Raw genomic sequence first — 26,221 nt, forward strand, 5'->3', positions numbered from 1 at the left:
AATAGTATGAAAATCAAAGCGCTCTCGAAGCTAAAGCCTGAACAAGGCATCTGGATGACCGAAGTGGATAAACCAGAAATGGGCCACAACGATCTGCTGATCAAGATTAAGAAAACCGCGATCTGCGGCACTGACGTGCACATCTACAACTGGGACGACTGGTCACAAAAAACCATTCCAGTGCCTATGGTTGTCGGCCACGAATATGTGGGTGAAGTGGTTGCGATTGGTCAGGAAGTTCGCGGTTTTAACATCGGCGACCGCGTTTCTGGCGAAGGCCACATCACGTGTGGTCACTGCCGTAACTGTCGTGGCGGTCGTACTCACCTGTGCCGCAATACTATCGGTGTCGGCGTAAACCGCACTGGCGCATTTGCAGAATACTTGGTGATTCCAGCATTCAACGCATTCAAGATTCCAGAAGGTATCTCAGACGATCTCGCATCCATCTTTGACCCGTTCGGTAACGCAGTGCACACGGCACTGTCGTTTGACCTGGTGGGTGAAGACGTGCTGATCACTGGCGCAGGCCCAATCGGCATTATGGCGGCAGCGGTTGCAAAACACGTGGGCGCACGTCATGTGGTGATCACCGATGTGAACGAATACCGTTTGGATCTGGCGCGTAAAATGGGCGTCACCCGCGCAGTGAACGTAGCTGAGCAAAAGCTGGAAGACGTGATGGCTGAACTGGGCATGACCGAAGGTTTCGACGTTGGTCTAGAAATGTCTGGCGTACCAAGCGCATTCAGCTCCATGCTAAAAACCATGAACCACGGTGGCCGCATTGCCCTGTTGGGGATTCCACCATCAGACATGGCGATCGACTGGAACCAAGTGATCTTCAAAGGCTTGGTGATCAAAGGCATCTACGGCCGCGAAATGTTCGAGACTTGGTACAAGATGGCAAGCCTGATTCAATCTGGCCTAGATCTAACGCCAATCATCACGCACCACTTCAAAGTAGATGACTTCCAAAAAGGCTTCGACGCGATGCGCAGCGGCGCTTCCGGTAAAGTGATTCTGGATTGGGAATAACCCATTCAAATAAGAAAAGCGCTCCGATTGGGGCGCTTTTTGTTCGCTTTCAATGGTGACCTGACACAGCTTGGTCGATGGTAAGAAAAAATTAATGAAGAAATGCGTATCTATTCTGTGTGGTTCGTGTATAGTATTCGCAGCTCTAATGGTGGGCTATAAGATAGTATGTTTAGTTCAAGATCTTCTTAGGTTTTCCGATGAAAGTCGGTCAATCTATCCTGCGATACTTTTTCTTCATTCCTTATTTAGTAGCTTACCTTTTAATTCAATCAACACAATGAGATAGATATGTCAAATCAAGCAACTGGCACAGTAAAATGGTTCAACGAAACTAAAGGTTTTGGTTTTATCACTCCTGACAACGGCGGCGCTGACCTGTTCGTTCACTTCCGTTCAATTGCCAGCGAAGGCTTCAAAACATTAGCTGAAGGCCAAAAGGTTTCTTTTAATGTAGAACAAGGTAACAAAGGCCCACAAGCTGGCAACGTTACTGTAATCTAAGAATTCTATAAAAAGATCCCTTCAACAGAAGGGATCTTTTTTCTTTATATCATCACCACTCCCATACTCGAAACGCCAATCGAATGATCGATGGGGTTCTGTTCTGCGTGAACGGAAACGACGCCATGATCAATCACTTCATCGTTCGGCATCCAACCGGCCATGCACCTTGGTGATGAATTCAAGTGCCAATGAGCGTTCTAATTCATCTGCATCACATACGAAAGCACTGACGCTCATCGATTAGAACGAGCAGAAACCATTTTGGTTAAGATAAGGTAAGAAACGATATGAGAAAGCCTGTAAGAAAATCGAGCAAGAAATCGAGCAGCAAAATGCAGAAAAATAACTTTGAAGAACGATTTGCTGTCATGGTCAAAGAGTACCAAGATGCGAAAGAAGTTCTTGAGTCGATGACCAAAGGTTCAGCAGAATATGTTGCTCAGGAAAAGCTATGTAATAAGCTATTTGCGAGTGCTGAGCGCTACATTAACAACTCAAAATAATTTTATCTCATCCACATTAAGTGCATTCAAAGTTTTCCTGCTTAGAACCGCTCCCCCTACGATCGACTGAGTTCCCACGCTTCTGACAGCGACAGTGATGTGAACCATACACTGATGCAAAATATAAAAATCCACGCGCAATCAGAACCGAACGTCGTGGCACGAACCAGTGATCGCTAACGCTCAGAATAAACGGATGACCAATCATGAAGTCATCTGTTTATTCTGAGACCTCAATGCTCTCTGCCATTGGCTCTCAAGTGACTCCAAATCGTCGACCCAAATCGTGTCAACGACGGCTTACCACTTTGGCTTGCGCGTGCTTTCATTGCTGCGTTGCCCGTTTGTTGGTGACATGGCCGATAGAAATACCAGCCATATGAAGCCTTGTGTGAGCAATTTGTAAGGGAAGTTTTGCAAAGTGTGGACTTTCAACTCTCGTGCCTATGGCATACTCACTCCTTCATAAATAAAAGGTGGTTGTATGATTAAAAAGTCGCTTTGTGTTGGTTTGCTGGCGTTATTGCCACTGTCGCATGCATTGGCTGATGAAGCTTTAAAAGGGTGCGCTGCTAAAGAACACGCCATTTTGGAGCAAATTGAGTCAGCCAAAAAGTACGATAATCAACGTAAATTGGAAGGATTGGAAGAAGCGCTCAGCCAAGTTCGTCAACACTGTACCGACGAAGGATTGCTCCGCAATCGACAAGCGAAGGTGCGAAAGCAAGAACGTGAAGTTGAAGAGCGAATTCAAGATCTGAAAGATGCTCAAGCATCCGGCAAGCAAGATAAGATCAAGAAAAGAATGCGAAAACTAGAAGAAGCCAAAGCCGAGCTTGAAGAAGCGAAAGCTGAACTGCTCAAGTAAACTCGTACGCAGGTCATTTCGTTCGCGGAAGGGCGCGTTGCGCTTTTCCGCTGATGCTACACTTCACCCCCATCTGTGTTTCAGCCATGCTTATGGCTCATCCCGCGACACCTCGCTTTGCAAACCCGCTTTGTTACACTTCTCGACTCAACTCCATCTGAACAATGACGGCTTCGGGGTTTATTCCCTATCGACGTCCGTGAGGAATCCGAGTAACGTGTTTGTCGGTTGATTGGCTGTGAGCATTCCGCCCAATCAATGAAGCCGTGAGGGCGATGGAAAAGACAATCGATAAGGAAAAATGATGCAGTTTGGCAAAGCGTTTCAATATAAGAAGTGGGCGAATCGTGAGTTGTTGGCGTTGGGGGAGCAGCAGTTTTCTCAATTGCCTGAGCACGACGCAACGTTTTTTGTGCGTATTTTAAATCATACAACGGTGGTGGATAGCTTGTTCATCAGCCGCATTCAGGGCAAGCCGGAGCAACACCGCGCCGACAACACCCCCGAAACCCCGACCATTGCCGAACTGCGCCAAACCATGGACGTCCACGATTCATGGTTGGAGACGTTTGCGCAAACCGCGAGTGCAGAAGCGTTGCAACGTGTCGTGACCTTTACCTTTGTGGATGGCGATTCTGGCCAATTGAGTGTGGAAGAGATCTTGTTGCATTTGTTGACTCATGGCAGCAATCATCGTGGTATGGCATCGCGGGTGCTGGCCGAAAACGGGCTTGAGCGCCCACGCGATACGTTCACGCGGTACTTGCATCAAGCGGAGCCACAGCGACGTTCAGGCGCTGCGCGTTAACGCTGCAGCGATGTTTGCTTGTGTTTGCTCGGTTGATTGCAATGTGTCTTGCTGTTATTGAGTTGGTAAATTTGTCATCACTTTTACATACAACGGACAACTGATTGCGCGAGATGGCGTTAACTGAGGGCTTTTGAGTTGTGCTTCAACGTCGGTGAACGGTGAGGAAAAAGCAAAAGGTGAATGTGTTGATTCGAAGAATTCGACGTCGGATGAAACGACTGTTGATGACCGCCATCGTCCTAACATTGGGCGTGCCGGTGGTGCTGGTGATGGTGCTGAAATTCGTGAACCCGCCCTTTTGGGGCTGGCAGGTGTCGCGCATGCTGTTTCCACCGCAAGGCTATCCGTCACACACACAACATCAATGGATTCCCTTGGCCTCAGCATCGCCACTGTTGCCTTTGGCGGTGATGGCGTCTGAAGATCAACGTTTTCCTCAGCATTGGGGCATCGACACCCATGCGTTAGCGTCGGTAATCAAAAATCGAGGTGAGAGCGGCCCCGATCGCGGGGCGAGTACCATCACGCAACAAACTGCGAAAAATGTGTTTTTGTTCCCAAGCCACACCTATGTGCGCAAAGCCTATGAGCTGTACATTTCGCTGTTATTGGAACTGATTTGGGGTAAAGCGCGCATCATGGAGATGTACCTCAATGTGGTGGAATTCGGACCGGGCATTTATGGCATTCAAGCAGCCAGTGAACACTACTTTGGTGTGTCGGCGGCGCATTTAACGCGTTACCAAGCGGCGCAACTGGCCGTGGTTTTACCCAATCCGTACCGAATTCAACCGTACCCGATGACGCAATATGTGCAGCAGCGTGTGAACTGGGTATTGCGTCAAATGCAAAACCTTGGCGCCGTCGCTTTATAGCTGATTCATTCGTCCTTGATGGGCGCAGCTCATTCTTCATCACCTTGCGCTGATCGTGATCGCTCTTTTGCGCTCACGATGCGTGGCTAGCTGCGAGGTTTACGCGCGTTGAGCACGTCACGAAGTTCACCAGACGGCAGTGACTTATAGAAGTACCACCCTTGAATTGAGGCGTCGGGGTAGTTGTCTTTGATGATGTTGAACTCATGTTCCGTTTCAACCCCTTCGAAAATGACTTGTTTGTTGAGGTTGGTGAGGAGTTCCATCACCGGGCGCACGATGTTGCGCTTGATGTCGTAGTTGAGCGCATTCACAAACACACGGTCAACTTTGATGTAGTCGAAGTCCATTTCCGTCAACCACACCAAGTTCGCCACGCCGGTGCCAAAATCATCCAGCACCACCACGAATCCCATCGCTTTTGCATCTCGCGAGAAGTCGGCCAATTCGAGCAGCGGAAGGTCGATTCGTTCGGTAATTTCTATCTTAATCTTGGCGTTTGGAATTCCATATTCGGTGGTCAGTTTGTCAAGATACGGCAGAAAGTGCGGGTCTTGAAGTTCGAACGCAGTGATGTTGATGCCGAGCGCTAAATCGGGATGTTCTCGCATGATGGGCGCCATTTCACTGATGGAGCGCTCAACGATGAAGTAGGCCAATTGTGGGTACAGCGACAATTTTTCAGCAATGCCGATAAAGAGTTCTGGCGACACGCGGCCATATTGGCTGTCTTCCCAACGCACCAAACTTTCGACGGCCTTAATGCGCTGATCGCGCGCCACCACAATCGGCTGGTACTCTATGTACAATTTTTTCTGCGACAATGCTTCTCGAAAGCGCTGCTCCATGGAGTGGCGACGGCCCATGAATGTCCAGAAAAAGTAGGCGAGCAGCAAACTGAACAGCAGCGCGAGCGCGATACAAATCAGCAGCATATCGAGCGAGTAATTCGCTAATCCTGCTTTGGTATTGGCGGTATGGACACAATAATTGAATTTGTCACTGCAGGTTTCGGTGTCAATGCGAAGTGCAGGGAAGTCGTTTCCGTAGTGAGAGACGGGCGTGTACTGAGTGAAAATGTGTTCATGTGTGGCCGATTCAACGCTGAAACGAAACTTGGGCATGCGCTGCATCAAGTGTTGATACTGATCGGGAATCGTTAAGGTGACGAAGTGGTTCAAGCGAGTTAGATCATACTTGTCGTCGACGGGAAACAGATGTTCGACTTGCTTGTAAAAACGATAGCCTTTGAATGCGGTTTGGAATTTGTGGCCGATATCGACGGGGGGAAATTGCCCCCAGTTCGCAGTACACAGCACGGACTCGTCGTTCATGAAGCCGATGTCGTAGATTTCAGAATTTTCGTGAACCAACTGGCGAATCACCGTCATGGTGGCGGTATCACAACTGGGTTCAGCGATGGTATTAGTGACGGTGAGCGCATCGGTGATCTGTTCGGAGGCGTCTTCGGCTTCGCGCAATACTTCGTGGGCGAAGCGGATTTGTTCATCTTTCTGAACAGAGTAAGCCGTCACTTCGATAAGACCTAAAGTGATGATAAAAGCGGCGAGGAATATGGCCAGCCTTGTTAGTGCCTGATTTGCCATGATTGCCTATGTCATCCAAACGAAACAGAATCATCAGTATGCTCAGAGATGACGTCGGATACAATCATTCCGTACTATTATTTGTGTCAGATAAAGCGCATTCGCGCGCACAAAGCGAGATTGTTTGCTTGAGCCTGCGCAGCGCTTTGTCTAAAATGGCGCACTTTTTCATGACACTGGGTCAATACTATGAACGACACGACTGCAAAACCAGCACTACCCGATCGCCTCGCCGGTAATCCTCGCAGCCCACATTTTGTTGCGGAATGCTTCGAGCACCAAATCGGCATTCGCTTCAACGGCAAAGAGCGTACTGATGTTGAAGAATACTGCATCAGCGAAGGCTGGGTAAAAGTTGCTGCGCCAAAAGCACTTGACCGTCGTGGTCAACCGCTGCTGATGACGCTGAAAGGCACGGTCGAAGCGTACTACAAATAATGGTTGTCGCTGCCCATGGGGCGGCGAAGCCCCGCCAGCTTGATGTTGGCACTGAATAAAGAAATGGCCGCGGAGTGCACACTCTGCGGCCTTTTTTATGCGCGAAACGATTTTCTAGGCACGGAAGTTATCTACTAACAAAAGTTTTCTTCTATACATCGTGGTATTCCCCTACTTGCTGCGCTGAACGCAGCTTGAGCATCAAACAGAGCGCTAGGCGGAAACATATCGGCTTTGCTCGGCTTGCGCCACCATCTGCTCTTGTTGTTGCAGCTCATACATCGCGCGGTAACGTCCGTACTGGAGAGTCATCAACTGTTGGTGATTGCCTTGTTCGATCAACTGCCCTTTATCCAATACCAGAATTTTGTCGGCGTGATGAATGGTCGACAAGCGGTGCGCAACCACAATCAACGTCACTTTGCCGCGCAGTTCATTCAACGCACGTTGCACCACGTGTTCGGTTTCACTGTCGATGTTAGCGGTCGCTTCATCCAGTAGCAGTATTTTTGGGGATCCGGCTAACGCGCGGGCGATGATCAACTGCTGGCGCTGACCGGTCGAGAGGCGCAATCCGCCTTCGCCGAGCTCGGTTTGATACCCGTCGTTCATCGCGCAAATCACGTCATGCAGGTGCGCCTGTTTGGCGGCGCGTTCCACCGCTTCTTGAGTCAAATTTCGCCCCATGTCGATGTTGTCGAACACGGTGGTGGCCAACACAAACGGCTCTTGTGGAATAAAGCCAATGCCTTGGCGCAGCGTGTGCGGGTCATACTCATTCAATGGATGGCCATCAATGTAAATGTTGCCGGATTGAGGTTGATAGAAATTGAGCAGCAAGTTAAGGAGCGTCGATTTACCGCTGCCGGTATGGCCGACGATGGCGTAGAAGTGCCCCGCATCGACGGAGACATCGATGTTGTGCAGAACGGGTTTGTCTTTTTGATAACTGAACGTCAGTTGCTCAATGCTCAGGTCGCCGCGCGAAATCTCATGCCAGCGCGCAGTGCCTTCATTGGCCGCTGGCTCTTGCAGCAATTCATGTACGCGATCGCCCGCCACAATGGCTTGCTGGTAGAGACTAAAGCGCTGCGTGATCTCAACCAAGGGCTCGGTAAAGCGCCCCAAATAGTTCAGATACGCGTACAGCACGCCGATTTCGGCCACGCCTTGCACCACTTTCAAACCAAAGAACCACACCACACCGCCGAGCACCAAAATGCTCAACAAGTTGATCGCCGGACGCAGTAATAAAGAGCCAACGGTGACTGATTTTAGTCGCGTGGTGTAGTAGCCCTGGTTGATGGCTTGAAATTGTTCGAGCTTGGCGTGTTGCTGATTAGTGGCTTGAATCACCGTCATGCCAGAGATCGACTCATTCATGGTTGAGTTAATGTCTGAGCGTAGTTGACGGCTTTCGGTGACCGCTTTGACACTGAATTTCTGGTAAAGATAAATCAGGATCACCACCGCCGGGATCAGCAGCAACGCGACCAGCATCAGCTGAATGTCCAAAATGGCCATGGCGGTTAAAATCCCGATCAGCATGATCAAGTTGGCGAGAATGTTCGACAAAAACTGCACGTAGATGTCTTTGATCGATTCGGTGTCGTTGGTCAGTCGGCTCACCAATTGCCCGGTACGTGCGTAATCAAAGAAAGACACCGGCAGCGTTAACACGTGTTTAAACAATCGCTTACGAATATCGAGCACGGCATTTAATGCAATATCCAGAAAACGCAGCGTCTGCTTGTATTTGAGGTAGGTCCCCATCAGCACCGAAAAAACGAACAGGCTGATCACGCCCACCACAGGCCACAGCGGGTAATGATCCTGCATGACGAATTCATCAATGAACACTTTGCTTAGCATTGGCCCAAGCACGTCAAACGCGGTGGCCAAGACCACCAACAGCAAGGTTTTGATGAACAGGGCTTTTTCAGCAAACACATAGCTCATCAACAATTTCAGTGAGCCGGAGCTTTTGGCTTGTGTCGGTTGGGTACTCATTGTAATTCGTTCTCCAAAGCTTGCTCCATTTGTTGATAAGCGGCCATGCGTGCGTACCAACCATCTTGACGAATCAGCTCGCGGTGCGTGCCTTTTTCAATCACTTCGCCATGTGCCAACACCACAATGTTGTCGGCACGTTCAATCGCAGATAAGCGATGACTCACCACGATGAGGGTTTGCTCGCGTCGTTGCTGTAAGTGTTCGATGATCACTTTCTCAGTTTTGATGTCGACTGCCGACAGCGCATCGTCCAGCACCAGAATCGGCGCTTGGCTGATCAAAGCGCGCGCAATCGAAATACGCTGGCGCTGACCGCCGGAAAGCGTCACGCCGCGTTCGCCAACCAGCGTTTGATAGCCGTCAGGGAACTGTTCAATATCGTCGTGAATCGCGGCCAGTTGAGCGGCTTGGTATACCTCGTCATCCGTGGCGTTGCTGCGCCCGATTCGAATGTTTTCCATGATGTTCATGCTGAACAAAAATGCATCCTGCGGCACGTACGCATACAAACTGCGCAACTCGCTGAGTGGAATGGATTGAATCGGCACGCCGCCCACGTGGATCGCGCCTTGCTCGGCTTCCCAATAACGCATCAGCAAATGCAACAAGGTCGATTTCCCTGCGCCAGTGGCACCGGCGATGCCCAGCACATGATTCTCATCGACCCGGACGGAAATATCCTTGAGCGAGGGGTGTTGGGTATCTGGGTACTGAAAGCGTAGTTGGTCGATCTCAAGCGCATAGCCGCTGGGCTGAGTGGTGCCGCGATCGTCAATGGAATCGGGCAGGTTCAAAAGCGCTTCCAAACGGCCAATGGCCGCATTCCCGCGTTGCAGAATGTTCATCAACCAGCCGAACGCGTACATCGGCCAAATCAGCTCAGAAAGATAGAGCGTGAAACTGGTCAGTTGCCCAACCGTGAGGACGCCGTTGCTGATCTGCCAGCCACCGACCAGCAGCGCAATCAATAAGGCGGCACCTAAGCTGAGCTGAATGATTGGGTCGAACAGCGCCTCTGAGCGCTGCACTTTGTACGTGGTTTGCGCGGCTTGTTCGGCAATGTGTTCAAATTTGTTGGCTTCGATGGTTTCGCGACCCATGGATTTAATCATGCGAATGCCAGCCATCGATTGCTGCGCTTGTTCGTTGAGAGTCGAAAAGGTATCGAGTGTGTCTTTGAATTGGTAGTGAATGCGGTTCGAGAGCTTGTAGAAGCCATATCCCATAAACGGGAAAGGTAGAATCGCCAGCACGGCCAGTTGCCAGTCGATAAATACAAACATCATCACCAACACCAACATGAAGGTCATCAGGCCATCAAAACCGGACAAAATCCCTTCACCGGCCGCCATTTCCACCGCATCAATATCGTTGGTGGCGCGCGCCATTAAGTCGCCCGTGGAGTGCAGGTTATAGAATGCTTGGCCTTGTCGCAGTAAGCGATGATAAAAGCGCTCGCGCAGAATATTGCCGAGTTGGTAAGACGTACCAAACAGCACGCGACGCCAGCCGTAGCGCAACAGATAAACCAGAATACTGACGCCAACAAGGGCAAACAGGTAATATTCTGCTTGAGAAAAATCGCGGGTTTCCAAGAGCTTATCAATCGCGTGACCGATAAACCACGGCACCGCCATGTTGAGCATCGCGACGGCAAAAAGCATCGAGAGCGCCAACGCATAGGTCCAGCGATGCTGGCGGAAAAACCACTTCAGGTGTTGAAATAATTGCATGAGTGACAGTCCAGACGAGACAATGATACGGCCGTTCTCAGTCACGCAGCGAGGCGTCACCAGCGCAGGGGCACTTTTATTGAACCGCGTTAAAACGTCAGGTTGGAACGAGGGAATGAAAGCGTGAAAGGCTCGGCGCAGTGTCCGTATTTGTTTAATTGCTTTTGTTTTCGCCAATCATAACGCAAGCGGCGCGTTGGATAAATACGCACACCCCGGTCAAGCGCCGGATTGGACGAATAGGCAAAAAATAAGGAGATATGAATACGATTTTGCGGAGCCGCTGGTAGTTCACCGGTCGCAAGTATTCAAGAGGCTGGTCATATAAAAAGGGAATGATAAAGGGAAGGGCGATGGAGCGCCCTTCCTCAAGATGATGCAGTACTTATTTTATCAATTCATCAATTCATCAATTCATCGTTTTATCGCTTCATTGTTTCATCGCCCATCGTTTCATTAAGAAAGACGTTGAATGTTGAGTCGATTCGCTAAGGTGTGCTCATCAAGCTGATACAAGGTATCTAACAAGATGAATTGCAAGCTGCCTGGCCCGCGTGCTTGTTCTGCGGCGATTTCACCCGCGACACCAAGCACAGCCGCTGCTGCCAAACCGGTTTCGTCGCCGATGGCGGCAAACGCCCCCGTAAGTGCGGACAGTGTACATCCCATGCCCGTGACGTAGGGCATCATCGCATGGCCATTGCTGAGGGTGATGGTCTGCGATTTAGTCACGATGTAATCGGTCTCGCCAGAAATCACCACGTTGGCGCCATACGCCGCCACGAGGCACTGCGCTGCGCCCAAGGCAGCATCGCTGCTGTCTAAAGCATCGACCCCTTTACTTGTCGCTTGTTCACCCGCCAGCGCAATGATCTCTGATGCATTCCCTCGAATGATGAGCTTCTCTGCCAAGCGTGCGATTTGGCGGGAGGTGTCGGTGCGCAATGTACTTGCTCCACAACCGACGGGATCAAGGACGACGACTTTCCCGTTGAGATTCGCTTGTTCGACGGCAAACAGCATGCGGGGTGTCCAAACGCTATCGAGCGTGCCAATGTTGATCACCAGCGCACCCGCAAATGACATCATTTCTGCCATCTCCTGCTGGGAGTGCGCCATGATGGGAGATGCGCCGATCGCGAGCAGCGCGTTCGCCGTGTTGTTCATCACCACGTAGTTGGTAATGTTCACGACTAAGGGTTTGTGTTGGCGCACTGCGCTCAAGGCTTGCGTGATTTGTTCAGTAAGCATGTGGATTCTCCGATGACGAGTGCTGAGCGTTCAAGCCTTGTTGCCAGAATGCCACTTCCATTCGCGTCGCGGTTTTGAAGACCTGAATGAGGTTCTGGCCGCGCTGGCTGTTGATGTCGATTTCAGCCAAGAGCTCATTAAAGTGCGCGGCACCTTGGGCAACGCCAGACTGGAACTCTTCACCACCATAAAGGGTGATCCAACTGGCGTACGGGTTGCCGTCAATAAGCGTATTTTGATCGTCCATCAGCATTTTACCAATCACGGCATAGCCGATAGAGCAGGGCGCTAATGCGGCGTAGAGGTCAACCAAATCTCCGGTCATTCCTGCATCCAAAACATAACGTGTGTAGGCCACGGTGCCAAAATCTTCCGCTTCATTTTCCAGATCGGATTCCGTCAATCCCCATTGACCACAGTATGTGACGTGATGTGCGATTTCTGAGTCCAACAGCGCGTGAACACTTGGCAGTGCGCGGCGCATGTCAGACAAGGTGCGCGCTTTGTAAATCGCTAATGCGTAGGCGCGAGCGTATTGTTTTAGAAATAAAAAGTCCTGTTTTAGGTAATGCAAAAAACAAGGCTGAGCCAGCGTGCCGCTGCCTAATTGCTGCACGAAAGCATGCTCCGTGTAGGCCTGCCAATCCTCGCGGCAGGCGTTGATCAAATCTTGGTATGTCATTGCTGGGTTGCCTCGTTATTCATCAAAGTTCGGGACGTAATCTTTCGCTTTAGGAAGCGTGTCGATGATGTGCTGTGCGTACATGAATTCGGCATAATCGTCGTAACGTTTCAGATCAACTGCTGACGGGCGAAGCGCAAAACGGGTGAGTGTGTCATTCCAAGCGCGTTGGTTCAGTTCGTTGTTTAGCGTGTCAGGTGCGTAGGCGACGAACTCTTTCCAAGCGGCTTGTGGATGGTTAACGATGTACGTAACCGCTTGTTCAATCGCGGTGTTAAAAGCTTTGATGGCCGCTTTGTCGTACGTTTTTGCATTCGCAACGAAAACTAATTCATCATAGGTCGGCACGCCGTGCTCTTCTGGGAAGAAGGCTTTGGCTTGGTAACCTTCCAAGGCAAGTTGGTTGGTTTCGAAGTTACGTAGCCCGCCCCAAATGGCGTCCACTTTACCCGATGCAAGCGCGGAAGAGAGGGCCCAACCGACGTTGATGATCTGAACGTCAGACAACTTCACGTTCTCTTGCGCCAGCATGGTGCCGATGGTTGCTTCTTCATTTCCCTCAATCGAAATCCCGATCTTCTTGCCTTTGAGATCCGCAAGGCGATCGTTTTTGCCGTTGTCCAGCACCATCATGGTATTGAGTGGGGTTGCGATGAGTGTTGCTGAGCGAATCAGCGGCAGCCCGGCTGCGACATCCATGGTCAGGCTGGGCTGGTATGAAATTGCCATATCCACTTTGCCTGCCGCGACCAGTTTCGGTGGCGTGCTTGGATCGGCCGGCTCTTGAATATTGACGTTCAGCCCCTGCGCTTTGAAGTAGCCACGCTCTTTAGCAATGACGATGGGGCCGTGGTTCGGGTTGACGAACCAATCTAACATCAGCGTCAGCTCTTTTTCGGCGGCCATCACGTTCGTTGAGATCATGGCAGCAAGCAGCGCGGCTGCGCTCATCAGTTTGTTTTTATTCATGGCGTTATTCCTTTGAAGTTATGCCTATTTGTTTTCCCAGGGGATGGCTGTTTTTAATAATTTGTCTGTGATGAAGTAGAGTGCGATGGACAACGCGGCGAGGATAAACAGCGCTGCAAACATCTCGTCGATGATCATGCGCGCGTTGGCTTGCAGCATCAGATACCCCAAACCTTCGCTTGAGCCGACCCACTCGCCGACGACTGCGCCAATCGGCGCGATCACCACCGCGACACGAATACCCGAGGCCAAGGTTGGCAGCGCCGCAGGCAATTGAATGTGGCGCAGCAGTTGCCACTTCGACGCCCCCATGGTTTTGGCTAAATCCAAATAGCCGGTTGGGGTATTGCGTAAACCGTCGTAACAGCACGTCGTCACCGGAAAGAAGATGATGATTGCGGCCATCATCACTTTTGATGCGATGCCGTACCCAAGCCAAAGCATCAGCACTGGCGCGATAGCAAACACCGGAATCGCTTGGCTGGCGATAAGCAAGGGAAGTAACCAACGTTTGAGCGGTTCGAACAGCAACATTTGCAGTGCAAACAGCAGCCCCATCGACAAGCCAAGCCCAAGACCCAGCAGGATTTCCTGCGCGGTGATCCAAGTGTGCGCAAGCAACACGTCGTAGCGTGAAACCAATCGATGCAGCACATCCATGGGGGCTGGCAAAATGAAGCTTGGCATCTGGAACGCCACGACAATCAGTTGCCACAAGCCCAAGATGACCGCCGTGCTGATCGCCACACGTAGCATCGGATGGGTGACTCGTTCTTTCTTACGAATGCGGGTCGAGACGGTGTTGTATTGAGTCATCTCACGCATAATCGCTCTCCAGTTGATCCAAAATCGCTTGTTGCAAGGTGGCACATTCACCATCCAGCACGCGCGGAGGCAACGAATCTGGCGTTTGCAGATGTTGCGCGTGTGCGGGTGTGCCTTGCAGCACATACAACTGGTTGGCGAGACGAACGGCCTCTTGCGGATCGTGGGTAATCAGGACGACGGTTTTCCCTTGGAGCAGTGTGGCCGATAAGGTTTGCAGCTTATGGCGGGTCACCGCATCGAGCGCGGAAAAGGGTTCATCCATCAAAACGAATGGTTTGTCCTGCATCAGTGTGCGCGCCAGAGCTACGCGTTGACGCATTCCGCCGGAAAGCTGGGCGGGTTTGGCATCGGCGTAGTCAGCTAATCCAACCTGTTCGAGCAATTGCATCGCTCGCTGTTGCTCAACAACTTGATTTGAGCGAGCGTGAGAAAAGCGGGAACTCAGGCAGACGTTGTCGAACACGTTGAGCCACGGCAACAACAAATCTTGCTGCGCCATGTAAGCGATGCGGTTGTGCAGCGCAATGCCGTCCGTGGTCGTTAGTTCGCCTTGCCACATCACCTGCTCATCGAGCAGACCGGCGAGGTAACGCAACAGGGTGGTTTTCCCGCAGCCACTTCGCCCCAATAAGACGGTCCACTGCCCGGCAGGAAGGGTCATATTGACGCCTGCAAGTGTGGGTGTGGCGCTGTCGTTGTATTGTAGACGGGCGTTGGTAAACTGAATGCCAATGCGATTCTCGGATCTCATTGCATTCATGGACTTCACTGTATTCATGGACTTCATCGTATTCACAGACGTCGTCGTATTAACGAACATTCGCGTGACCCGCAAAGAAGTGGTGAACCGGGCCGCGACCTTGACCGACGTCTAGTTCATCGGCATGGGCGATGGCTTGAGAGATATACTGTTTCGCCAAATGCACGGCTTTGTGGAGGTTGTTGCCTTGGCCAAGGTAAGAGGCGATCGCAGAAGAAAGCGTGCAGCCTGTTCCGTGCGTGTTTTGCGTTGGGAAACGTGTTGCACGAATCAGTTCCACAGCATCTGGCGTGATCAGCAGGTCATTGCTGCTTTCATCGTTTTCCAAATGACCGCCTTTGAGCAATATCGCTTTGGCGCCAAGCGCACGAAGATCGTCAATCATCGCATTCATTTCAGCTTCAGAGTTGGGAACCGGTTTTCCCGTTAAGGCGGCACCTTCCGGAAGATTGGGCGTGATGATGTCCGCAAGCGGAATGAGGGCTTCTTTTAACGTGCTGATTGCGGCGTGTTCGAGCAATAAATCACCGCTGGTGGCGACCATCACGGGGTCTATCACCAGGTGTTTGGGTTGGTATTGTTTAATTTTGTTCGCGACCACGTTGATGATATTGGCATCGGCCAGCATGCCGATTTTAACGGCCACGATATTGAGGTCGGTAAACACGGCATCGAGTTGGCTTTCCACATGATCGAGTGGAATTGGGAAAATGGCGGAGACGCCTTGGGTGTTTTGCGAGGTAATGGCGGTAATGACAGAGCAGGCAAAACTGCCTGTTGCCGACATGGCTTTGATGTCGGCCTGAATGCCCGCGCCACCGCCGCTGTCTGAGCCTGCGATCGTCAACACGACTGGCGGTGTTGTTGTGGATGGCGTTTGGTGTGAATAAGGCTGTGAATGCTGCGTCATGGTCGCTCCTATAACCAGACGTATAGGAACTGACTTTTACCGCGCTCGCCGATCGATTACCCGATTAGCCGCTGCTCGCCAAAGGAAGTTCGGCGAAGGCAAATGCTGATAGTTCCCTACGTCAGTGCTAACTGAATCAGGTTCAACGGGTCTCGAATTTCGATCTCAGCCAACGCGTTCAGCGTGGCCCCCCGACTATTTCGCTTGGATGATAGCAGGACACATCACCAAGGGATACGTTTTTTCAGTGTTCGTGTTTAAGGTGAATGATGGATCCATGTGAATAGACTCGGTGCCATTAAACATGAATTGTGATAGAGCAATAACCGTTTTAGCGGCAGGATGAACTTTTTTTCTAACTTAGAACGATTTCATCAGTCAAATCTCGAAGCCAGACTTTTGTTCGATAGCGTCGCCAACACATAAACAACTTAATGAATTCTTCAACGAGCATGAGTGCGTAGACGTATTGGAAATCCATCTGCATGAAAAATGCGCCGACAGCTGTAATGGGTATACCACACAGCCACATTGCCACGAAATCGGTGCGTAAACAGAATGCATTGTCGCCTCCTGATCTTAAAATGCCATTGATCATAATCATGTTAATCATTTTCAGACTGACAGCGATACTTAGTATTGTTATTGCGGGTTTTGAGATTGGCAAAAATTGTTCTGAGTCCATTGCCAATAAGCGTAAAAGCAAAGGTTGTAGTAAAAGCAAAACAGCAGATGAAATAATACCGAGTAAGCCAAAGACCTTAGTAAACATCACGGATGTCTTGAATGCATCGTCATAATTTTTCCCGCCTAAACGTTGTCCAATCATGACAGAACAAGCGACAGAAAGCCCAAAGAACAACGAATAACACAGCGATTCAAATGGGCCTAATGTGCTGTATACCGCAAGTTCCAATGTTCCCATGTGGCCAAAAATCGTCTGATAGACCATTGTTCCCATGGCCCACAACAATGAGTTTGCAACAGCTGGAATGGCTAGTCTTCTATAAGTGATTCTAAGCGTGGCGCTATCTCTAAGTTGAGAGACTGACTGTAGCCAATGTCGTTTGATATGAAAGTAACTCAAAAAAACGGCAAGCTGGACAATCCTTGATATTGTGGTCGCTAAGGCGGCTCCAGCAACACCTAATGCTGGCATACCAAGATTTCCAGATATCAGACCGTAATTCAGTATGATGTTGATGGCGATCGTCATTACTGCGATAAGTAAGGGTGTAAAAGCGTCATTCGTAGAGCGCATGGTTGATTCGAATACGATAACTAAATGGGTCAGAAGTAATACGGGGGATGCGTACCACAGATATTCAGAACCGAGTCGGACGACATTCATGTCATTGGTTTGGATATGAAGTATATGATCCGAAAACACAACAAATATGACACTGATGGGGGTCAAAAGAATCGTTCCGGCTTTGATAGCAATTATGGTGACCGTTTTGGCTGATGTTGGGTCGTTCTTCCCCCAAAATTGTGCAATTAAAATGCCACTTGCAGTCGATAGCCCCGCCATAAGCATGATAGCGACAAAGTGCCATTTAGACGCAAGACCGACCGCCGCGGTCGCTTCTGTCCCAAAGTTACTCACCATCAATACGTCAGCTAAAGACAGTATTGCGACTAAAGCACTTTGTATTGCAACGGGCAGACCGATTCTGACCGTTTGAGAAAGCAAATTTTTGTCTTTATTATCGATTTGAAACATGTAGGCTACGTCTCATCGTTGAATGAATTTGGATGTGCGAACTTTAAGCGAACGAATAACGATTGAGAATGTTGTGTTCAGGTGAAAATCTGTTCGAATCCGTCATGTGAGAGGTTAAGCAATGTGTAAAATTTGGAATGATGAAGTTTATCTTGCTGCCGAATGTGAAGAGCGCTTCCTTGTTGCGTCCGATATCGCAGAGATGAAGCAGTATGATATTTTCATGGCTGGTCTTGCTCATCTTAAAGAGGGTTATCGAGTCGAGCGCTCTCGGCCTGATATTCATACTGTGCTGGTGACATTAGAAGGCGCGGGAGTACTTTCTACAGATGAAGGTGTTTTTGATATATTGCCCAATACAATCACAGTACTACCGAGTGAGAAGCCATTTTGTTTTGAGCTTGCTTACCCATGCAAGTCTTGGAAAATGGTTTGGCTCCTTTTACATAGTTCAGACACTTGGACAAATTTGTTACGAATCAATCGTCCGGTTATTCACTTTGATGCTTGTGAATCTATTTGGTCTCTTACTTCGTTAATTTACAGAGAAATTGGCGGCCGTTCTGCTTTTAGGAACATGATGCTAAGTGAGTTGGCGAAAGTATTGTCTAGTGTTACCGCGAATATTTCAGATACTCATATGCGGGTACTTAGTGTGTTGAATAGCGTCGAATCGCAACTGCATCTTGATTGGAAAGTATCGACAATCGCTGAACTTACTTTTCTGAGTGAAGAACAGTTAAATCGTGTTGTTAAGCAGCTTGTTGGTATGTCGCCGCGTGATTATCTTTTAACTTTACGCATGAAAAAAGCGACGGATTTGCTGAGCCACAAAGATTGGTCGATAGCGATGATTGCTTTACGATTAGGTTACAAAGACCCTAATAACTTCACTCATCGGTTTAAAAAGCACTTTGGAAAGCCGCCTACTCACTACAGAGCATCATTATTACCAAGCAAATTAACTTAAATTCGTAACGTTTCGATTTTGTTGGATTCTCATAAGTAGGTGAGAATCTTGTTTCTTTAACAAAGCGGACATATGTGGGCTTTGATCACAAATGATAGGGTGGAGAGGTGCTGTTTATTGATCCGTTTCACATTAACCTTATGTGACGCTTATAGTTGATTGCGATGACAAAATCGTAACGTTAAGATTTGTTCGGGAATGAGATGAATTAGTCTGACTGAACTAGTTGAAGGTTGGACGTTATTGGGAGTTTTTATGTTTAACTTAACGTTAAAGCAGCAGCAGAGGTTGATTATCGTCATGTTCTTGGCGATACCATTGACATTACTATTTACCTTTTCGTATTACCCTGCCAGCCAACTGTTTTACATGAGTGTTACCGACTGGGATGGTTATGCACCAGTCAAAAATTTTATTGGTCTAGAAAATTATACGTACTTATGGGAAGAACCTGATCAGTTGAATCCTTTGTTAGTGACGTTGTACTACTTTGCAGGCGCGGTCATTCAACTGACTCTGTCACTGTGGTTTGCTGTACTGGTCAATTCCAAACTCGCTGGCCGGAATTTGTTTAAGACACTACTTTTTATCCCGTTTGTTTTGAATGCAGTCGCGGCCTCGATGGTTTTTCAAATTTTCTACCAAGTCGATGGCGCGTTAGATAGCTTCTTGATCTTGATTGGTTTGGATGATTGGATTAAGCCTTGGTTAATGGATCGCAATGTTGTTAACTGGGCGCTTGTTGCAGCATCGATTTGGCGTTATTTGGGCTTTAACCTAATTCTATTTTTTGGTGTCTTACAGTCGATTCCGCAAGACCAATATGAAGCCGCACGAATTGAAGGGGCTAGTGAATGGCAACAATTCCGCTTTATTACGTTACCTTCCATTAAACTCGTGATCGGATTGCAAGTGCTGTTAGCATTTGTGGGGTCCCTGTCGGTGTTTGAAATCCCTATGATCATTACGAAAGGTGCAAACGGAACCAAGACCTTTGTAATGGCTACATTGGAAACTGCATTCAATTTCAATGATTTTGGCCTTGCCTCTGCGATGGCAGTGCTACTGCTGATGATCGTTGTCTTGTTTATGATTCTTCAAAAAGTGTTGTTTAAAGGAGAAAACTGATATGTCTGAACAAACCACTGCAACGACATATGAAGAGCAACTGGTTATCAATAGAGTTGAGCGTTCTAAACGAGAAATGCGAAAAGCCCGTTTTAGAAAAAATATGTCAAATCCTTCATGGGTATTTTGGTCGGGTTTTAAGTATCTCACATTAGCTTTGGCTTCATTAGCTGTACTTGTACCACCATATTCTGTTCTTATGGCATCGTTTAAGACACTGGATGAGTATTATAATACGAGTAAGGTTGGTATACCTGATTCGTTTCTTAACTTTAGTAATTATATTAAAGTGTTTACCGATGGCGATCTCGGTTTAGCTTTTCTCAATACCGGGACTATTTTATTAATTTCGTTGTTTTTTACTATCGTCTTCGGAACCCAAGTTGCCTATGTGTTATCGAGATTTGAATTTCGTGGGAAGAAGTTAGTTTTATTAGCTTACGTTGTTGCTATGGTTATACCTGCGGTTACCACACAAGTTGCGACCTTCGAAGTTATCAAGTCATTAGGATTAATCAATAATAAAGCTTCAGTCGTATTATTATATATTGGTGCTGATGTTGTGATGATCTATGTTTTCCTTCAATTCATGAAAGGTATTCCTGTCGAACTTGATGAGGCCGCAAAAATGGAAGGGGCATCGTATTTTCTTATCTATAGAAAGATTATTCTGCCTTTGTTGAAACCAGCTATCGCGACCATCATCATCCTACGAACTATTTTTATCTACAACGATTTTTATTTCCCTTTGTTGTACTTGCCAGAATCTTCACAGGTAACAGTATCGACAGCTCTCTATAAATTTACATCGGTATTCGGTACGGAATGGACCACAATATCTGCAGGAATTATTATTATTCTTGTACCTTCGGTCGTCATCTTCCTATCCCTACAGAAGCAAATTTATGCGGGTGTAACTAACGGTGCGGTGAAGGGATAAAGATGATGTCAACGTCGCCTTTGATCAATTTTTGTCGGTGGTTATCGCGTTTGGTTTGGTTAAATATTACATGGGTTTTGTTCACACTACTCGGTGGTGTTGTCTTTGGTTTTTTCCCTGCGACCGTCACAATGTGTTTCATCATCCGACAATATCTTAACGGTGCTGAAAAATCGACGCTCAAGACGATGTGGACTGTCTTTAAACGTGAATTTTTACGAAGTAATAAAGTTGGTTGGGCAGTATTAATACCTACATTATCACTTCTCTGGTACGTAAATTGGGGAATAATAAATTTAAGTGAATTATATTCGCTTATAGCAATAAGTTTCTTCCCTTTAACGTTATTACTAATCGCATTAATATACTATTTGATGATTCAAATCAGTATTTATGATACAGATGGAATAAAAAATAATTTTGTTAGTGCTTTATCATTGTTGATAAATGACAAGCAGACATTCCTAATGACGATTTTGGTGGGGATGATATTAGTATTGTTTGGTTTGTTCTTTCCGATAATTTTTTTGTTATTCGGTCTTTCACCTATATGTTTTTGCACAATTGCCTTGCTTTGGTTGAAAAATAGTGAATTCCAATACAATGCGTATGATTCATAACCAAAATTACGAGAGAAATTATGTTAGATTTAAATAAGTTTAAAAATGAGATTGCGGCAGAAGCTGAGCATATTCTAGATTTTTGGCTAAAATTCCAAGATACAAATCTAGGTGGATTTTACTGTTTTGCTGATTTTGTTGGTAACATTGATCCAGAGCATGACAAAGCTGTTCTACTCCATTCAAGAATATTGTGGACGTTTTCTGCCGCATACCGAGTCTTAAAAAAAGAAGCGTATCTACAAGCTGCTGAGCATTGCTACCAATTCCTCGTGGATAAAGCGATCGACAAGGAAAATGGTGGCGTTTATTGGCTTTTAGATAAAAATGGTAACGTTACGGATTCGCAGAAGCATGTTTATAATCAAGGATTTGCTATTTATGCGTTGTGCGAATTCTATTTAGCGACAGGCAATCAAACGGCTTTAGATACAGCATTATCGCTCTTTGACTTGATAGAGAAACATGCCTTTGATGTGGCATACGGTGGTTACCGAGAAGCATTTGATCGGTATTGGAACCCAATAGAGAATCAGCTGGTGTGTGACACTGCAGAAGGCATCCTCGCTGAAAAATCAATGAACACGCACTTACATGTATTAGAAGCATACACCGTGCTTCACCAAGCAACACAACTTCCAAAGGTAGCAGAAAAGCTAGAAATGTTATGTACATTGATGTCCACAAAAGTTGTGGATGAGAATATGCATTATGGCCTGTTTTTTACCCGTGATTGGCGCTGCGTTTCTAAGGATGTGTCCTATGGGCATGACATTGAGGGTTCCTGGCTTATCGATCTAGCGGCTCATGAGTTAAACAACGAGCAATTGTTGACGCAGATTGTTGACCAAAGCTATGAAATGGCGATAGTGACGAGTACTGAAGGCGTTGATAAAGACGGCGCCGTTTTCAATGAGTTGCGGGAAGGTCATTTACTTGACTCCGATCGGATTTGGTGGGTTCAAGCCGAAGCCATGGTTGGATTTTTCAATGCATATCAGAAAAAACAAGCGCCAATGTTTCTAGAAAACGCTCAGATGTGCTGGAACGTCATTAAAGGACAGCTAAAAGATCGCCTAAACGGTGAGTGGTTTTGGAAAGTCAATCGGTATGGGAAACCCTACAAGGAGACCCCTAAAGTTGAGCCTTGGAAATGCCCATATCATAACGGGCGTGCTTGTATTGAAATGATCAAACGAATTGAGTTAGTCGGTGCTGCTCAAAAGGCCACAATTGTATAAACGTGAGGATGACAACATGCATGCTGTAGAAGTAAAAAAACTAAATAAATCTTTTGGTAAAACGGTCATCCTAAATGACATTGATTTGGAAATGGAAGCTGGAGGCTTCACGGTGCTTCTGGGGCCCTCTGGTTGCGGTAAGTCGACTTTGCTTCGCCTTATCGCTGGATTAGAAGATGTCACTTCTGGCCAAGTGGTGATTGGCGGTAAAGACGTGACGCTCGCAGACCCTAAAGATCGTGATATCGCTATGGTATTTCAATCCTACGCGCTGTTCCCTCATATGACGGTCAGTGAAAATATCGGCTTCGGTATGAAAATTAATAAGAAGCCAGCTGACCAGATAGCGCAGCGTGTGAAAGAAGTTGCTGATATGTTGCAAATTGGTCATTTGCTTGACCGAACGCCGGCTCAATTGTCTGGTGGACAAAGACAACGTGTTGCCATTGGTCGAGCATTGATGCGACAGCCCAAAGTGTTCTTGTTTGATGAACCATTATCTAACCTCGATGCAAAACTACGTGGTGAGATGAGGCTCGAGTTGAAAAAGCTACATGCGACTTTGGACTCAACGATCATCTATGTGACTCATGACCAAATTGAGGCGATGACTCTGGCGACCAAAATCGTACTGCTGAATAAAGGTATCCCACAGCAAATCGGGACACCTTATGAGATTTACAACAAGCCAGCGAATGTGTTTGTCGCGAAGTTTGTGGGAGCACCGCAGATCAATTTGTTGAAAGGTCTGTTGTATAAAGAGGGCGACCGATGGGGGGTACTGGTTGATAATGTATGGATCCCTGTGGATGGGTATGAGTTTTCAGAGAAGCCGGTAAGTGATCGTAAAGTGTTATTTGGTATTCGTCCTGAACATGTGACTCAATCACCGCTCAATAGCCATTTTGAGATTCAGTTGCCAGTCAACGCTTTTGAGATGACCGGTTCTGAAACACTTGCGGAGTTTGATATGTATGGGCAACCGCTGAGATCTAAGCTCGATGCTAACCAGCAAATCAAGAATGGAGAATCGCTCAATCTGCATTTGAATCTTCAAAACGTATCGATTTTCTGTGCTGCTACTGAAGAACGAATTTAGTCTATCTATACTCTCCACTAATAAGAACAGGCATTAACTGCCTGTTTTTTTTGATTCAGTTAAAATTTTTCCAACATAGACTTGAGTCCTGATTGCTTCAATGCGACACTTTCTTAACGTTACGAATTTTTGCAGCCCGAAGAAATTTATGTCTAAAGCTACGTTAAAAACTATTGCTGAGTTTACTGGATTATCGGTTACCACGGTCTCTCGTGCTTTGAAAGACGGAGATGATGTCAAACAACCCACGAAAGACAAAGTAAAAGCAGCAGCAGAAAAGCTAGGGTATCGACCGAATCTTTCTGGTTTAGGATTGAGAACGGGGATCAACTACAATATTTGTGCGATTTTACCGGTGACAAAACCCGGTGATATTGTCGGTGATGTCGGTACTCTAGCGCTCATCGCCGGGTTGACTGCGGGCCTTGAGGGGACACCATTCCATCTGACAGTGTTACCTTTAGAACCGGGACAGGATCCGCTGATCCCGGTCAAATATGCTGTAGAAAACAACTTGGCTGGCGGTATTATTTTTAACCTGACTCTGACTCAAGACGAACGAGTGACGTATCTCCACGAGCAAGGCATTCCATTTGTCACTTTTGGTCAGACGGAGATGAGTGTCGAGCACGCATATGTCGATATCGATAACTATGATATCGGGTATCGAGCGGCAAGTTATTTATACGACAAAGGATGTGAGCATATTCGTTTGCTCAGCTCCTCACAAGTATATACCTACGCTTGGCATAAGTATTACGGTGTCAAAAGGGCATCCATGGAATACGGAATGTCTTTTTCCAAAGACAAAGACATTATCTTTGACACTGATGTTGATAACTATCGAGATTACGCAAAACGATTGATGGAAGGAGAGAATGCTCCAGACGGTATCATCTGTGGTTCTGAGATCAGTGCTTGCGGTATGATTGCCGGGATTCAAGATGCGGGTAAACAGATCGGAAAAGACATAGAATTGATTGCGGTAGAAACGTGTGATTTGCCTAGCTTTTTTATGCCGCCAATTCCGGGTTTAAGGCAAGATTTTCACAGTGTCGGTAAGATGTTGTCTCGCTACATCGTCAAGTGTGTTGAGGGGGCGGATCCAAAAGATCTGAGATATGTCGAAAAAACAACGCTATATCCTCGATAACTAATTACGGTGCAATCGTAAGCCTTTCATTTTAGAGCCAGAACGAGAAGTTCTGGCTTTCTTTTTAGTGTTGTTTCGCCTGTTAAAACTCAATATACATCACACTTATTGTCTAAATAATGCAGATGTTCTTGAAACTTTTTGGCAAAAACTCAAAAATGGTAACGTTACGATTTTGGGAGAGAATAATGGAAAACTTAGTCCAAGCATTTAAAGCTTATGACATTCGAGGTCGGCTGCCAGATGAATTGAATGAAGATATTGCTTATCGAATTGGTCGAGCATACGCGGAGTATCTTCAGGCAAAACAAGTCGCGGTTGGCTACGATATTCGTTTAAGTAGTGAGTCTTTGGCATCTTCACTTCGCAAGGGGCTGATCGATGGTGGTTCTGAAGTCATTGACCTAGGTTTAGTTGGAACAGAAGAGGTCTATTTTGCGACGAGCCATTTAAACCTCGATGGCGGCATCATGGTGACTGCTAGCCATAATCCGAAAGAATACAACGGAATGAAGCTTGTTCGCGAACAATCCAAACCGATTAGCGGTGACACGGGTTTAAATGACATTAAGGCGCTCGTACAGTCACAACCCTATTTACCTTCCAACGATATTGCTCTTTATGACAAAAAATCGAAACGTTACGATATATCAGGTGAGTATACGAAGCATTTGCTTGGTTACATCAATAAAAGCGAACTAAGGCCATTGCGTATCGTCGTGAATGCAGGCAATGGTGCCGCTGGCCATATGATTGACAATGTAGAAGCTCATTTACCGTTTGAGTTCATAAAAATCAATCATACGCCTGACGGCAATTTCCCTAATGGGATACCGAACCCATTATTACCTGACAATCGACAAGCGACAATTGACGCCGTTATCGAAAAGAAAGCCGATTTTGGTGTTGCTTGGGATGGTGATGTTGACCGCTGTTTTTTATTTGATGAAAACGGTTGTTTTATCGAAGGTTATTACATCGTAGGTATGTTGGCTCAAGCGTTTCTTGATAAAGAACCGGGTGCAAAGATCATCCATGACCCTCGATTAACGTGGAATACCATCGATGTAGTTTCGAATTCTGGTGGTGTTGCCATTCAATCAAAAACTGGGCATGCGTTTATCAAAGAGCGAATGCGTCAAGAGGATGCTGTCTATGGTGGGGAAATGTCTGCACACCATTATTTCCGAGACTTCGCTTATTGTGACTCGGGAATGCTGCCTTGGTTATTGATTGCTGAACTCGTATCAAAAACAGGTTTGAGCTTATCTCAATTCGTATCCAAAGCTCAAACCTGCTATCCAATTTCGGGCGAGATAAATCGTACTGTTCCGAATCCTGAAGTTGCGGTTAACCGAGTCTGGGATGCCTTCATTGATAGTGCGGTTGTGACAGATATTACTGATGGTATCAGTATGGAATTTGAAGATTGGCGATTTAATCTACGCTCCTCCAACACTGAGCCTGTTGTTCGTTTGAACGTTGAATCGAAGCGTAACCCTATCTTAGTTGAACAGAAAACAAATCAGATTCTGGCGCTGTTACAACAGTAGT

24 protein-coding genes, 1 pseudogene and 1 riboswitch are annotated in these 26,221 nt (G+C 47.2%); of the genes and pseudogenes, 15 read left to right on the forward strand and 10 right to left on the reverse strand.

The features are described from left to right. Positions 1–6 precede the first annotated feature (6 nt). The 6 genes from tdh (at position 7) to mtgA (ending at position 4,602) form a co-directional block, all read left to right on the forward strand. Positions 7–1,038 carry an L-threonine 3-dehydrogenase gene (gene tdh / locus ACF8PK_RS12935; RefSeq protein ID WP_024374360.1) on the forward strand — a complete coding sequence of 344 codons (1,032 nt, stop codon included), beginning with the start codon at positions 7–9 and terminating at the stop codon, positions 1,036–1,038. Positions 1,039–1,329: 291 nt separating this feature from the next. After that, positions 1,330–1,542 (forward strand): cold-shock protein, encoded by a 213-nt coding sequence (locus tag ACF8PK_RS12940; protein WP_004726999.1) that lies wholly within the window; start codon positions 1,330–1,332, stop codon positions 1,540–1,542. Positions 1,543–1,832: 290 nt separating this feature from the next. Beyond that, positions 1,833–2,048 (forward strand): hypothetical protein, encoded by a 216-nt coding sequence (locus ACF8PK_RS12945; protein ID WP_014257562.1) that lies wholly within the window; start codon positions 1,833–1,835, stop codon positions 2,046–2,048. A 484-nt stretch (positions 2,049–2,532) separates the two neighbouring features. Further along, positions 2,533–2,916, forward strand: a complete 384-nt coding sequence (locus ACF8PK_RS12950; RefSeq protein WP_392441671.1) for a DUF1090 domain-containing protein — start codon at positions 2,533–2,535, stop codon at positions 2,914–2,916. Positions 2,917–3,220: 304 nt separating this feature from the next. After that, positions 3,221–3,724, forward strand: a complete 504-nt coding sequence (locus tag ACF8PK_RS12955; protein ID WP_014257560.1) for a DinB family protein — start codon at positions 3,221–3,223, stop codon at positions 3,722–3,724. Between the two features lie 212 nt (positions 3,725–3,936). Beyond that, the gene (gene mtgA / locus ACF8PK_RS12960; protein ID WP_392441673.1) at positions 3,937–4,602 is read left to right on the forward strand and encodes a monofunctional biosynthetic peptidoglycan transglycosylase; all 666 of its coding nucleotides are present in this window, start codon (positions 3,937–3,939) and stop codon (positions 4,600–4,602) included. An 86-nt stretch (positions 4,603–4,688) separates the two neighbouring features. On the opposite strand, the gene ACF8PK_RS12965 is transcribed toward mtgA, so the two are convergent. Then, positions 4,689–6,209 carry an EAL domain-containing protein gene (locus ACF8PK_RS12965; protein ID WP_392441675.1) on the reverse strand — a complete coding sequence of 507 codons (1,521 nt, stop codon included), beginning with the start codon at positions 6,207–6,209 and terminating at the stop codon, positions 4,689–4,691. A gap of 189 nt (positions 6,210–6,398) precedes the next feature. Here ACF8PK_RS12965 and ACF8PK_RS12970 point away from each other — a divergent pair, with 189 nt between their 5' ends. Beyond that, positions 6,399–6,647, forward strand: a complete 249-nt coding sequence (locus ACF8PK_RS12970) for a DUF3297 family protein (RefSeq protein WP_004726992.1) — start codon at positions 6,399–6,401, stop codon at positions 6,645–6,647. A gap of 213 nt (positions 6,648–6,860) precedes the next feature. Here ACF8PK_RS12970 and ACF8PK_RS12975 read toward each other — a convergent pair whose 3' ends face one another. The 9 genes and pseudogenes from ACF8PK_RS12975 to ACF8PK_RS13015 form a co-directional block, all read right to left on the reverse strand. Beyond that, on the reverse strand, positions 6,861–8,657 hold the full coding sequence (locus tag ACF8PK_RS12975; protein WP_392441678.1) for an ABC transporter ATP-binding protein: 1,797 nt from the start codon (positions 8,655–8,657) through the stop codon (positions 6,861–6,863). Next, positions 8,654–10,393, reverse strand: coding sequence for an ABC transporter ATP-binding protein (locus ACF8PK_RS12980; RefSeq protein ID WP_392441680.1), 1,740 nt, complete (start codon positions 10,391–10,393; stop codon positions 8,654–8,656). Before ACF8PK_RS12980 ends, ACF8PK_RS12975 begins: the two co-directional genes overlap by 4 nt. A gap of 456 nt (positions 10,394–10,849) precedes the next feature. Beyond that, complete coding sequence (gene thiM, locus ACF8PK_RS12985; RefSeq protein WP_392441682.1) at positions 10,850–11,644, reverse strand: hydroxyethylthiazole kinase; 795 nt, start codon at positions 11,642–11,644, stop codon at positions 10,850–10,852. Then, positions 11,634–12,326, reverse strand: a complete 693-nt coding sequence (gene tenA, locus ACF8PK_RS12990) for a thiaminase II (RefSeq protein ID WP_392441684.1) — start codon at positions 12,324–12,326, stop codon at positions 11,634–11,636. The genes thiM and tenA overlap by 11 nt, the downstream gene beginning before the upstream one ends. A 15-nt stretch (positions 12,327–12,341) precedes the next feature. After that, the gene (locus ACF8PK_RS12995) at positions 12,342–13,295 is read right to left on the reverse strand and encodes an ABC transporter substrate-binding protein (RefSeq protein ID WP_392441686.1); all 954 of its coding nucleotides are present in this window, start codon (positions 13,293–13,295) and stop codon (positions 12,342–12,344) included. Between the two features lie 24 nt (positions 13,296–13,319). After that, a pseudogene (locus tag ACF8PK_RS13000) lies at positions 13,320–14,045 on the reverse strand (ABC transporter permease); the annotation flags it as partial. A 67-nt stretch (positions 14,046–14,112) separates the two neighbouring features. After that, complete coding sequence (locus ACF8PK_RS13005) at positions 14,113–14,874, reverse strand: ABC transporter ATP-binding protein (protein ID WP_392441688.1); 762 nt, start codon at positions 14,872–14,874, stop codon at positions 14,113–14,115. A 58-nt stretch (positions 14,875–14,932) separates the two neighbouring features. Continuing rightward, entirely contained in the window at positions 14,933–15,793 is an 861-nt protein-coding gene (thiD, locus tag ACF8PK_RS13010) for a bifunctional hydroxymethylpyrimidine kinase/phosphomethylpyrimidine kinase (protein ID WP_392441690.1), read from the reverse strand. 96 nt (positions 15,794–15,889) lie between these two features. Next, a riboswitch (TPP riboswitch) is annotated at positions 15,890–15,997 on the reverse strand. 151 nt (positions 15,998–16,148) lie between these two features. Continuing rightward, the gene (locus tag ACF8PK_RS13015; protein WP_206980743.1) at positions 16,149–17,516 is read right to left on the reverse strand and encodes an MATE family efflux transporter; all 1,368 of its coding nucleotides are present in this window, start codon (positions 17,514–17,516) and stop codon (positions 16,149–16,151) included. A 121-nt stretch (positions 17,517–17,637) separates the two neighbouring features. On the opposite strand from ACF8PK_RS13015, the gene ACF8PK_RS13020 reads away from it, so the two are divergent. From ACF8PK_RS13020 to ACF8PK_RS13055, 8 genes are all read left to right on the forward strand, one after another. Then, complete coding sequence (locus tag ACF8PK_RS13020; protein WP_004726979.1) at positions 17,638–18,486, forward strand: AraC family transcriptional regulator; 849 nt, start codon at positions 17,638–17,640, stop codon at positions 18,484–18,486. 255 nt (positions 18,487–18,741) lie between these two features. Continuing rightward, complete coding sequence (locus ACF8PK_RS13025) at positions 18,742–19,614, forward strand: carbohydrate ABC transporter permease (protein ID WP_000482741.1); 873 nt, start codon at positions 18,742–18,744, stop codon at positions 19,612–19,614. A gap of 1 nt (position 19,615) precedes the next feature. Then, positions 19,616–20,554: a carbohydrate ABC transporter permease gene (locus tag ACF8PK_RS13030; protein ID WP_004726978.1), complete on the forward strand. Its 939-nt coding sequence runs from the start codon at positions 19,616–19,618 to the stop codon at positions 20,552–20,554. A 2-nt stretch (positions 20,555–20,556) separates the two neighbouring features. Next, entirely contained in the window at positions 20,557–21,174 is a 618-nt protein-coding gene (locus ACF8PK_RS13035) for a YesL family protein (RefSeq protein ID WP_100068010.1), read from the forward strand. Positions 21,175–21,194: 20 nt separating this feature from the next. After that, positions 21,195–22,415, forward strand: a complete 1,221-nt coding sequence (locus tag ACF8PK_RS13040) for an AGE family epimerase/isomerase (protein WP_014257547.1) — start codon at positions 21,195–21,197, stop codon at positions 22,413–22,415. Positions 22,416–22,431: 16 nt separating this feature from the next. Then, entirely contained in the window at positions 22,432–23,514 is a 1,083-nt protein-coding gene (locus tag ACF8PK_RS13045) for an ABC transporter ATP-binding protein (RefSeq protein WP_004726975.1), read from the forward strand. Between the two features lie 148 nt (positions 23,515–23,662). Continuing rightward, positions 23,663–24,667: a LacI family DNA-binding transcriptional regulator gene (locus tag ACF8PK_RS13050; protein ID WP_014257546.1), complete on the forward strand. Its 1,005-nt coding sequence runs from the start codon at positions 23,663–23,665 to the stop codon at positions 24,665–24,667. Between the two features lie 188 nt (positions 24,668–24,855). Continuing rightward, on the forward strand, positions 24,856–26,220 hold the full coding sequence (locus ACF8PK_RS13055) for a phosphomannomutase (RefSeq protein WP_392441696.1): 1,365 nt from the start codon (positions 24,856–24,858) through the stop codon (positions 26,218–26,220). Position 26,221: the final 1 nt, after the last annotated feature.

Origin of the sequence: Vibrio sp. CJQ_6, from assembly GCF_043106745.1 — a bacterium.
Classification (GTDB): domain Bacteria; phylum Pseudomonadota; class Gammaproteobacteria; order Enterobacterales; family Vibrionaceae; genus Vibrio; species Vibrio furnissii.

What these genes read in the sequence shown, in the direction of transcription:
- tdh (WP_024374360.1), top strand. Translation starts at nt 7, where the DNA reads ATGAAAATCAAAGCGCTCTCGAAGCTAAAGCCTGAACAAGGCATCTGG.
- ACF8PK_RS12940 (WP_004726999.1), top strand. Translation starts at nt 1,330, where the DNA reads ATGTCAAATCAAGCAACTGGCACAGTAAAATGGTTCAACGAAACTAAA.
- ACF8PK_RS12945 (WP_014257562.1), top strand. Translation starts at nt 1,833, where the DNA reads ATGAGAAAGCCTGTAAGAAAATCGAGCAAGAAATCGAGCAGCAAAATG.
- ACF8PK_RS12950 (WP_392441671.1), top strand. Translation starts at nt 2,533, where the DNA reads ATGATTAAAAAGTCGCTTTGTGTTGGTTTGCTGGCGTTATTGCCACTG.
- ACF8PK_RS12955 (WP_014257560.1), top strand. Translation starts at nt 3,221, where the DNA reads ATGCAGTTTGGCAAAGCGTTTCAATATAAGAAGTGGGCGAATCGTGAG.
- mtgA (WP_392441673.1), top strand. Translation starts at nt 3,937, where the DNA reads ATGAAACGACTGTTGATGACCGCCATCGTCCTAACATTGGGCGTGCCG.
- ACF8PK_RS12965 (WP_392441675.1), bottom strand. Translation starts at nt 6,209, where the DNA reads ATGGCAAATCAGGCACTAACAAGGCTGGCCATATTCCTCGCCGCTTTT.
- ACF8PK_RS12970 (WP_004726992.1), top strand. Translation starts at nt 6,399, where the DNA reads ATGAACGACACGACTGCAAAACCAGCACTACCCGATCGCCTCGCCGGT.
- ACF8PK_RS12975 (WP_392441678.1), bottom strand. Translation starts at nt 8,657, where the DNA reads ATGAGTACCCAACCGACACAAGCCAAAAGCTCCGGCTCACTGAAATTG.
- ACF8PK_RS12980 (WP_392441680.1), bottom strand. Translation starts at nt 10,393, where the DNA reads ATGCAATTATTTCAACACCTGAAGTGGTTTTTCCGCCAGCATCGCTGG.
- thiM (WP_392441682.1), bottom strand. Translation starts at nt 11,644, where the DNA reads ATGCTTACTGAACAAATCACGCAAGCCTTGAGCGCAGTGCGCCAACAC.
- tenA (WP_392441684.1), bottom strand. Translation starts at nt 12,326, where the DNA reads ATGACATACCAAGATTTGATCAACGCCTGCCGCGAGGATTGGCAGGCC.
- ACF8PK_RS12995 (WP_392441686.1), bottom strand. Translation starts at nt 13,295, where the DNA reads ATGAATAAAAACAAACTGATGAGCGCAGCCGCGCTGCTTGCTGCCATG.
- ACF8PK_RS13005 (WP_392441688.1), bottom strand. Translation starts at nt 14,874, where the DNA reads ATGAGATCCGAGAATCGCATTGGCATTCAGTTTACCAACGCCCGTCTA.
- thiD (WP_392441690.1), bottom strand. Translation starts at nt 15,793, where the DNA reads ATGACGCAGCATTCACAGCCTTATTCACACCAAACGCCATCCACAACA.
- ACF8PK_RS13015 (WP_206980743.1), bottom strand. Translation starts at nt 17,516, where the DNA reads ATGTTTCAAATCGATAATAAAGACAAAAATTTGCTTTCTCAAACGGTC.
- ACF8PK_RS13020 (WP_004726979.1), top strand. Translation starts at nt 17,638, where the DNA reads ATGTGTAAAATTTGGAATGATGAAGTTTATCTTGCTGCCGAATGTGAA.
- ACF8PK_RS13025 (WP_000482741.1), top strand. Translation starts at nt 18,742, where the DNA reads ATGTTTAACTTAACGTTAAAGCAGCAGCAGAGGTTGATTATCGTCATG.
- ACF8PK_RS13030 (WP_004726978.1), top strand. Translation starts at nt 19,616, where the DNA reads ATGTCTGAACAAACCACTGCAACGACATATGAAGAGCAACTGGTTATC.
- ACF8PK_RS13035 (WP_100068010.1), top strand. Translation starts at nt 20,557, where the DNA reads ATGATGTCAACGTCGCCTTTGATCAATTTTTGTCGGTGGTTATCGCGT.
- ACF8PK_RS13040 (WP_014257547.1), top strand. Translation starts at nt 21,195, where the DNA reads ATGTTAGATTTAAATAAGTTTAAAAATGAGATTGCGGCAGAAGCTGAG.
- ACF8PK_RS13045 (WP_004726975.1), top strand. Translation starts at nt 22,432, where the DNA reads ATGCATGCTGTAGAAGTAAAAAAACTAAATAAATCTTTTGGTAAAACG.
- ACF8PK_RS13050 (WP_014257546.1), top strand. Translation starts at nt 23,663, where the DNA reads ATGTCTAAAGCTACGTTAAAAACTATTGCTGAGTTTACTGGATTATCG.
- ACF8PK_RS13055 (WP_392441696.1), top strand. Translation starts at nt 24,856, where the DNA reads ATGGAAAACTTAGTCCAAGCATTTAAAGCTTATGACATTCGAGGTCGG.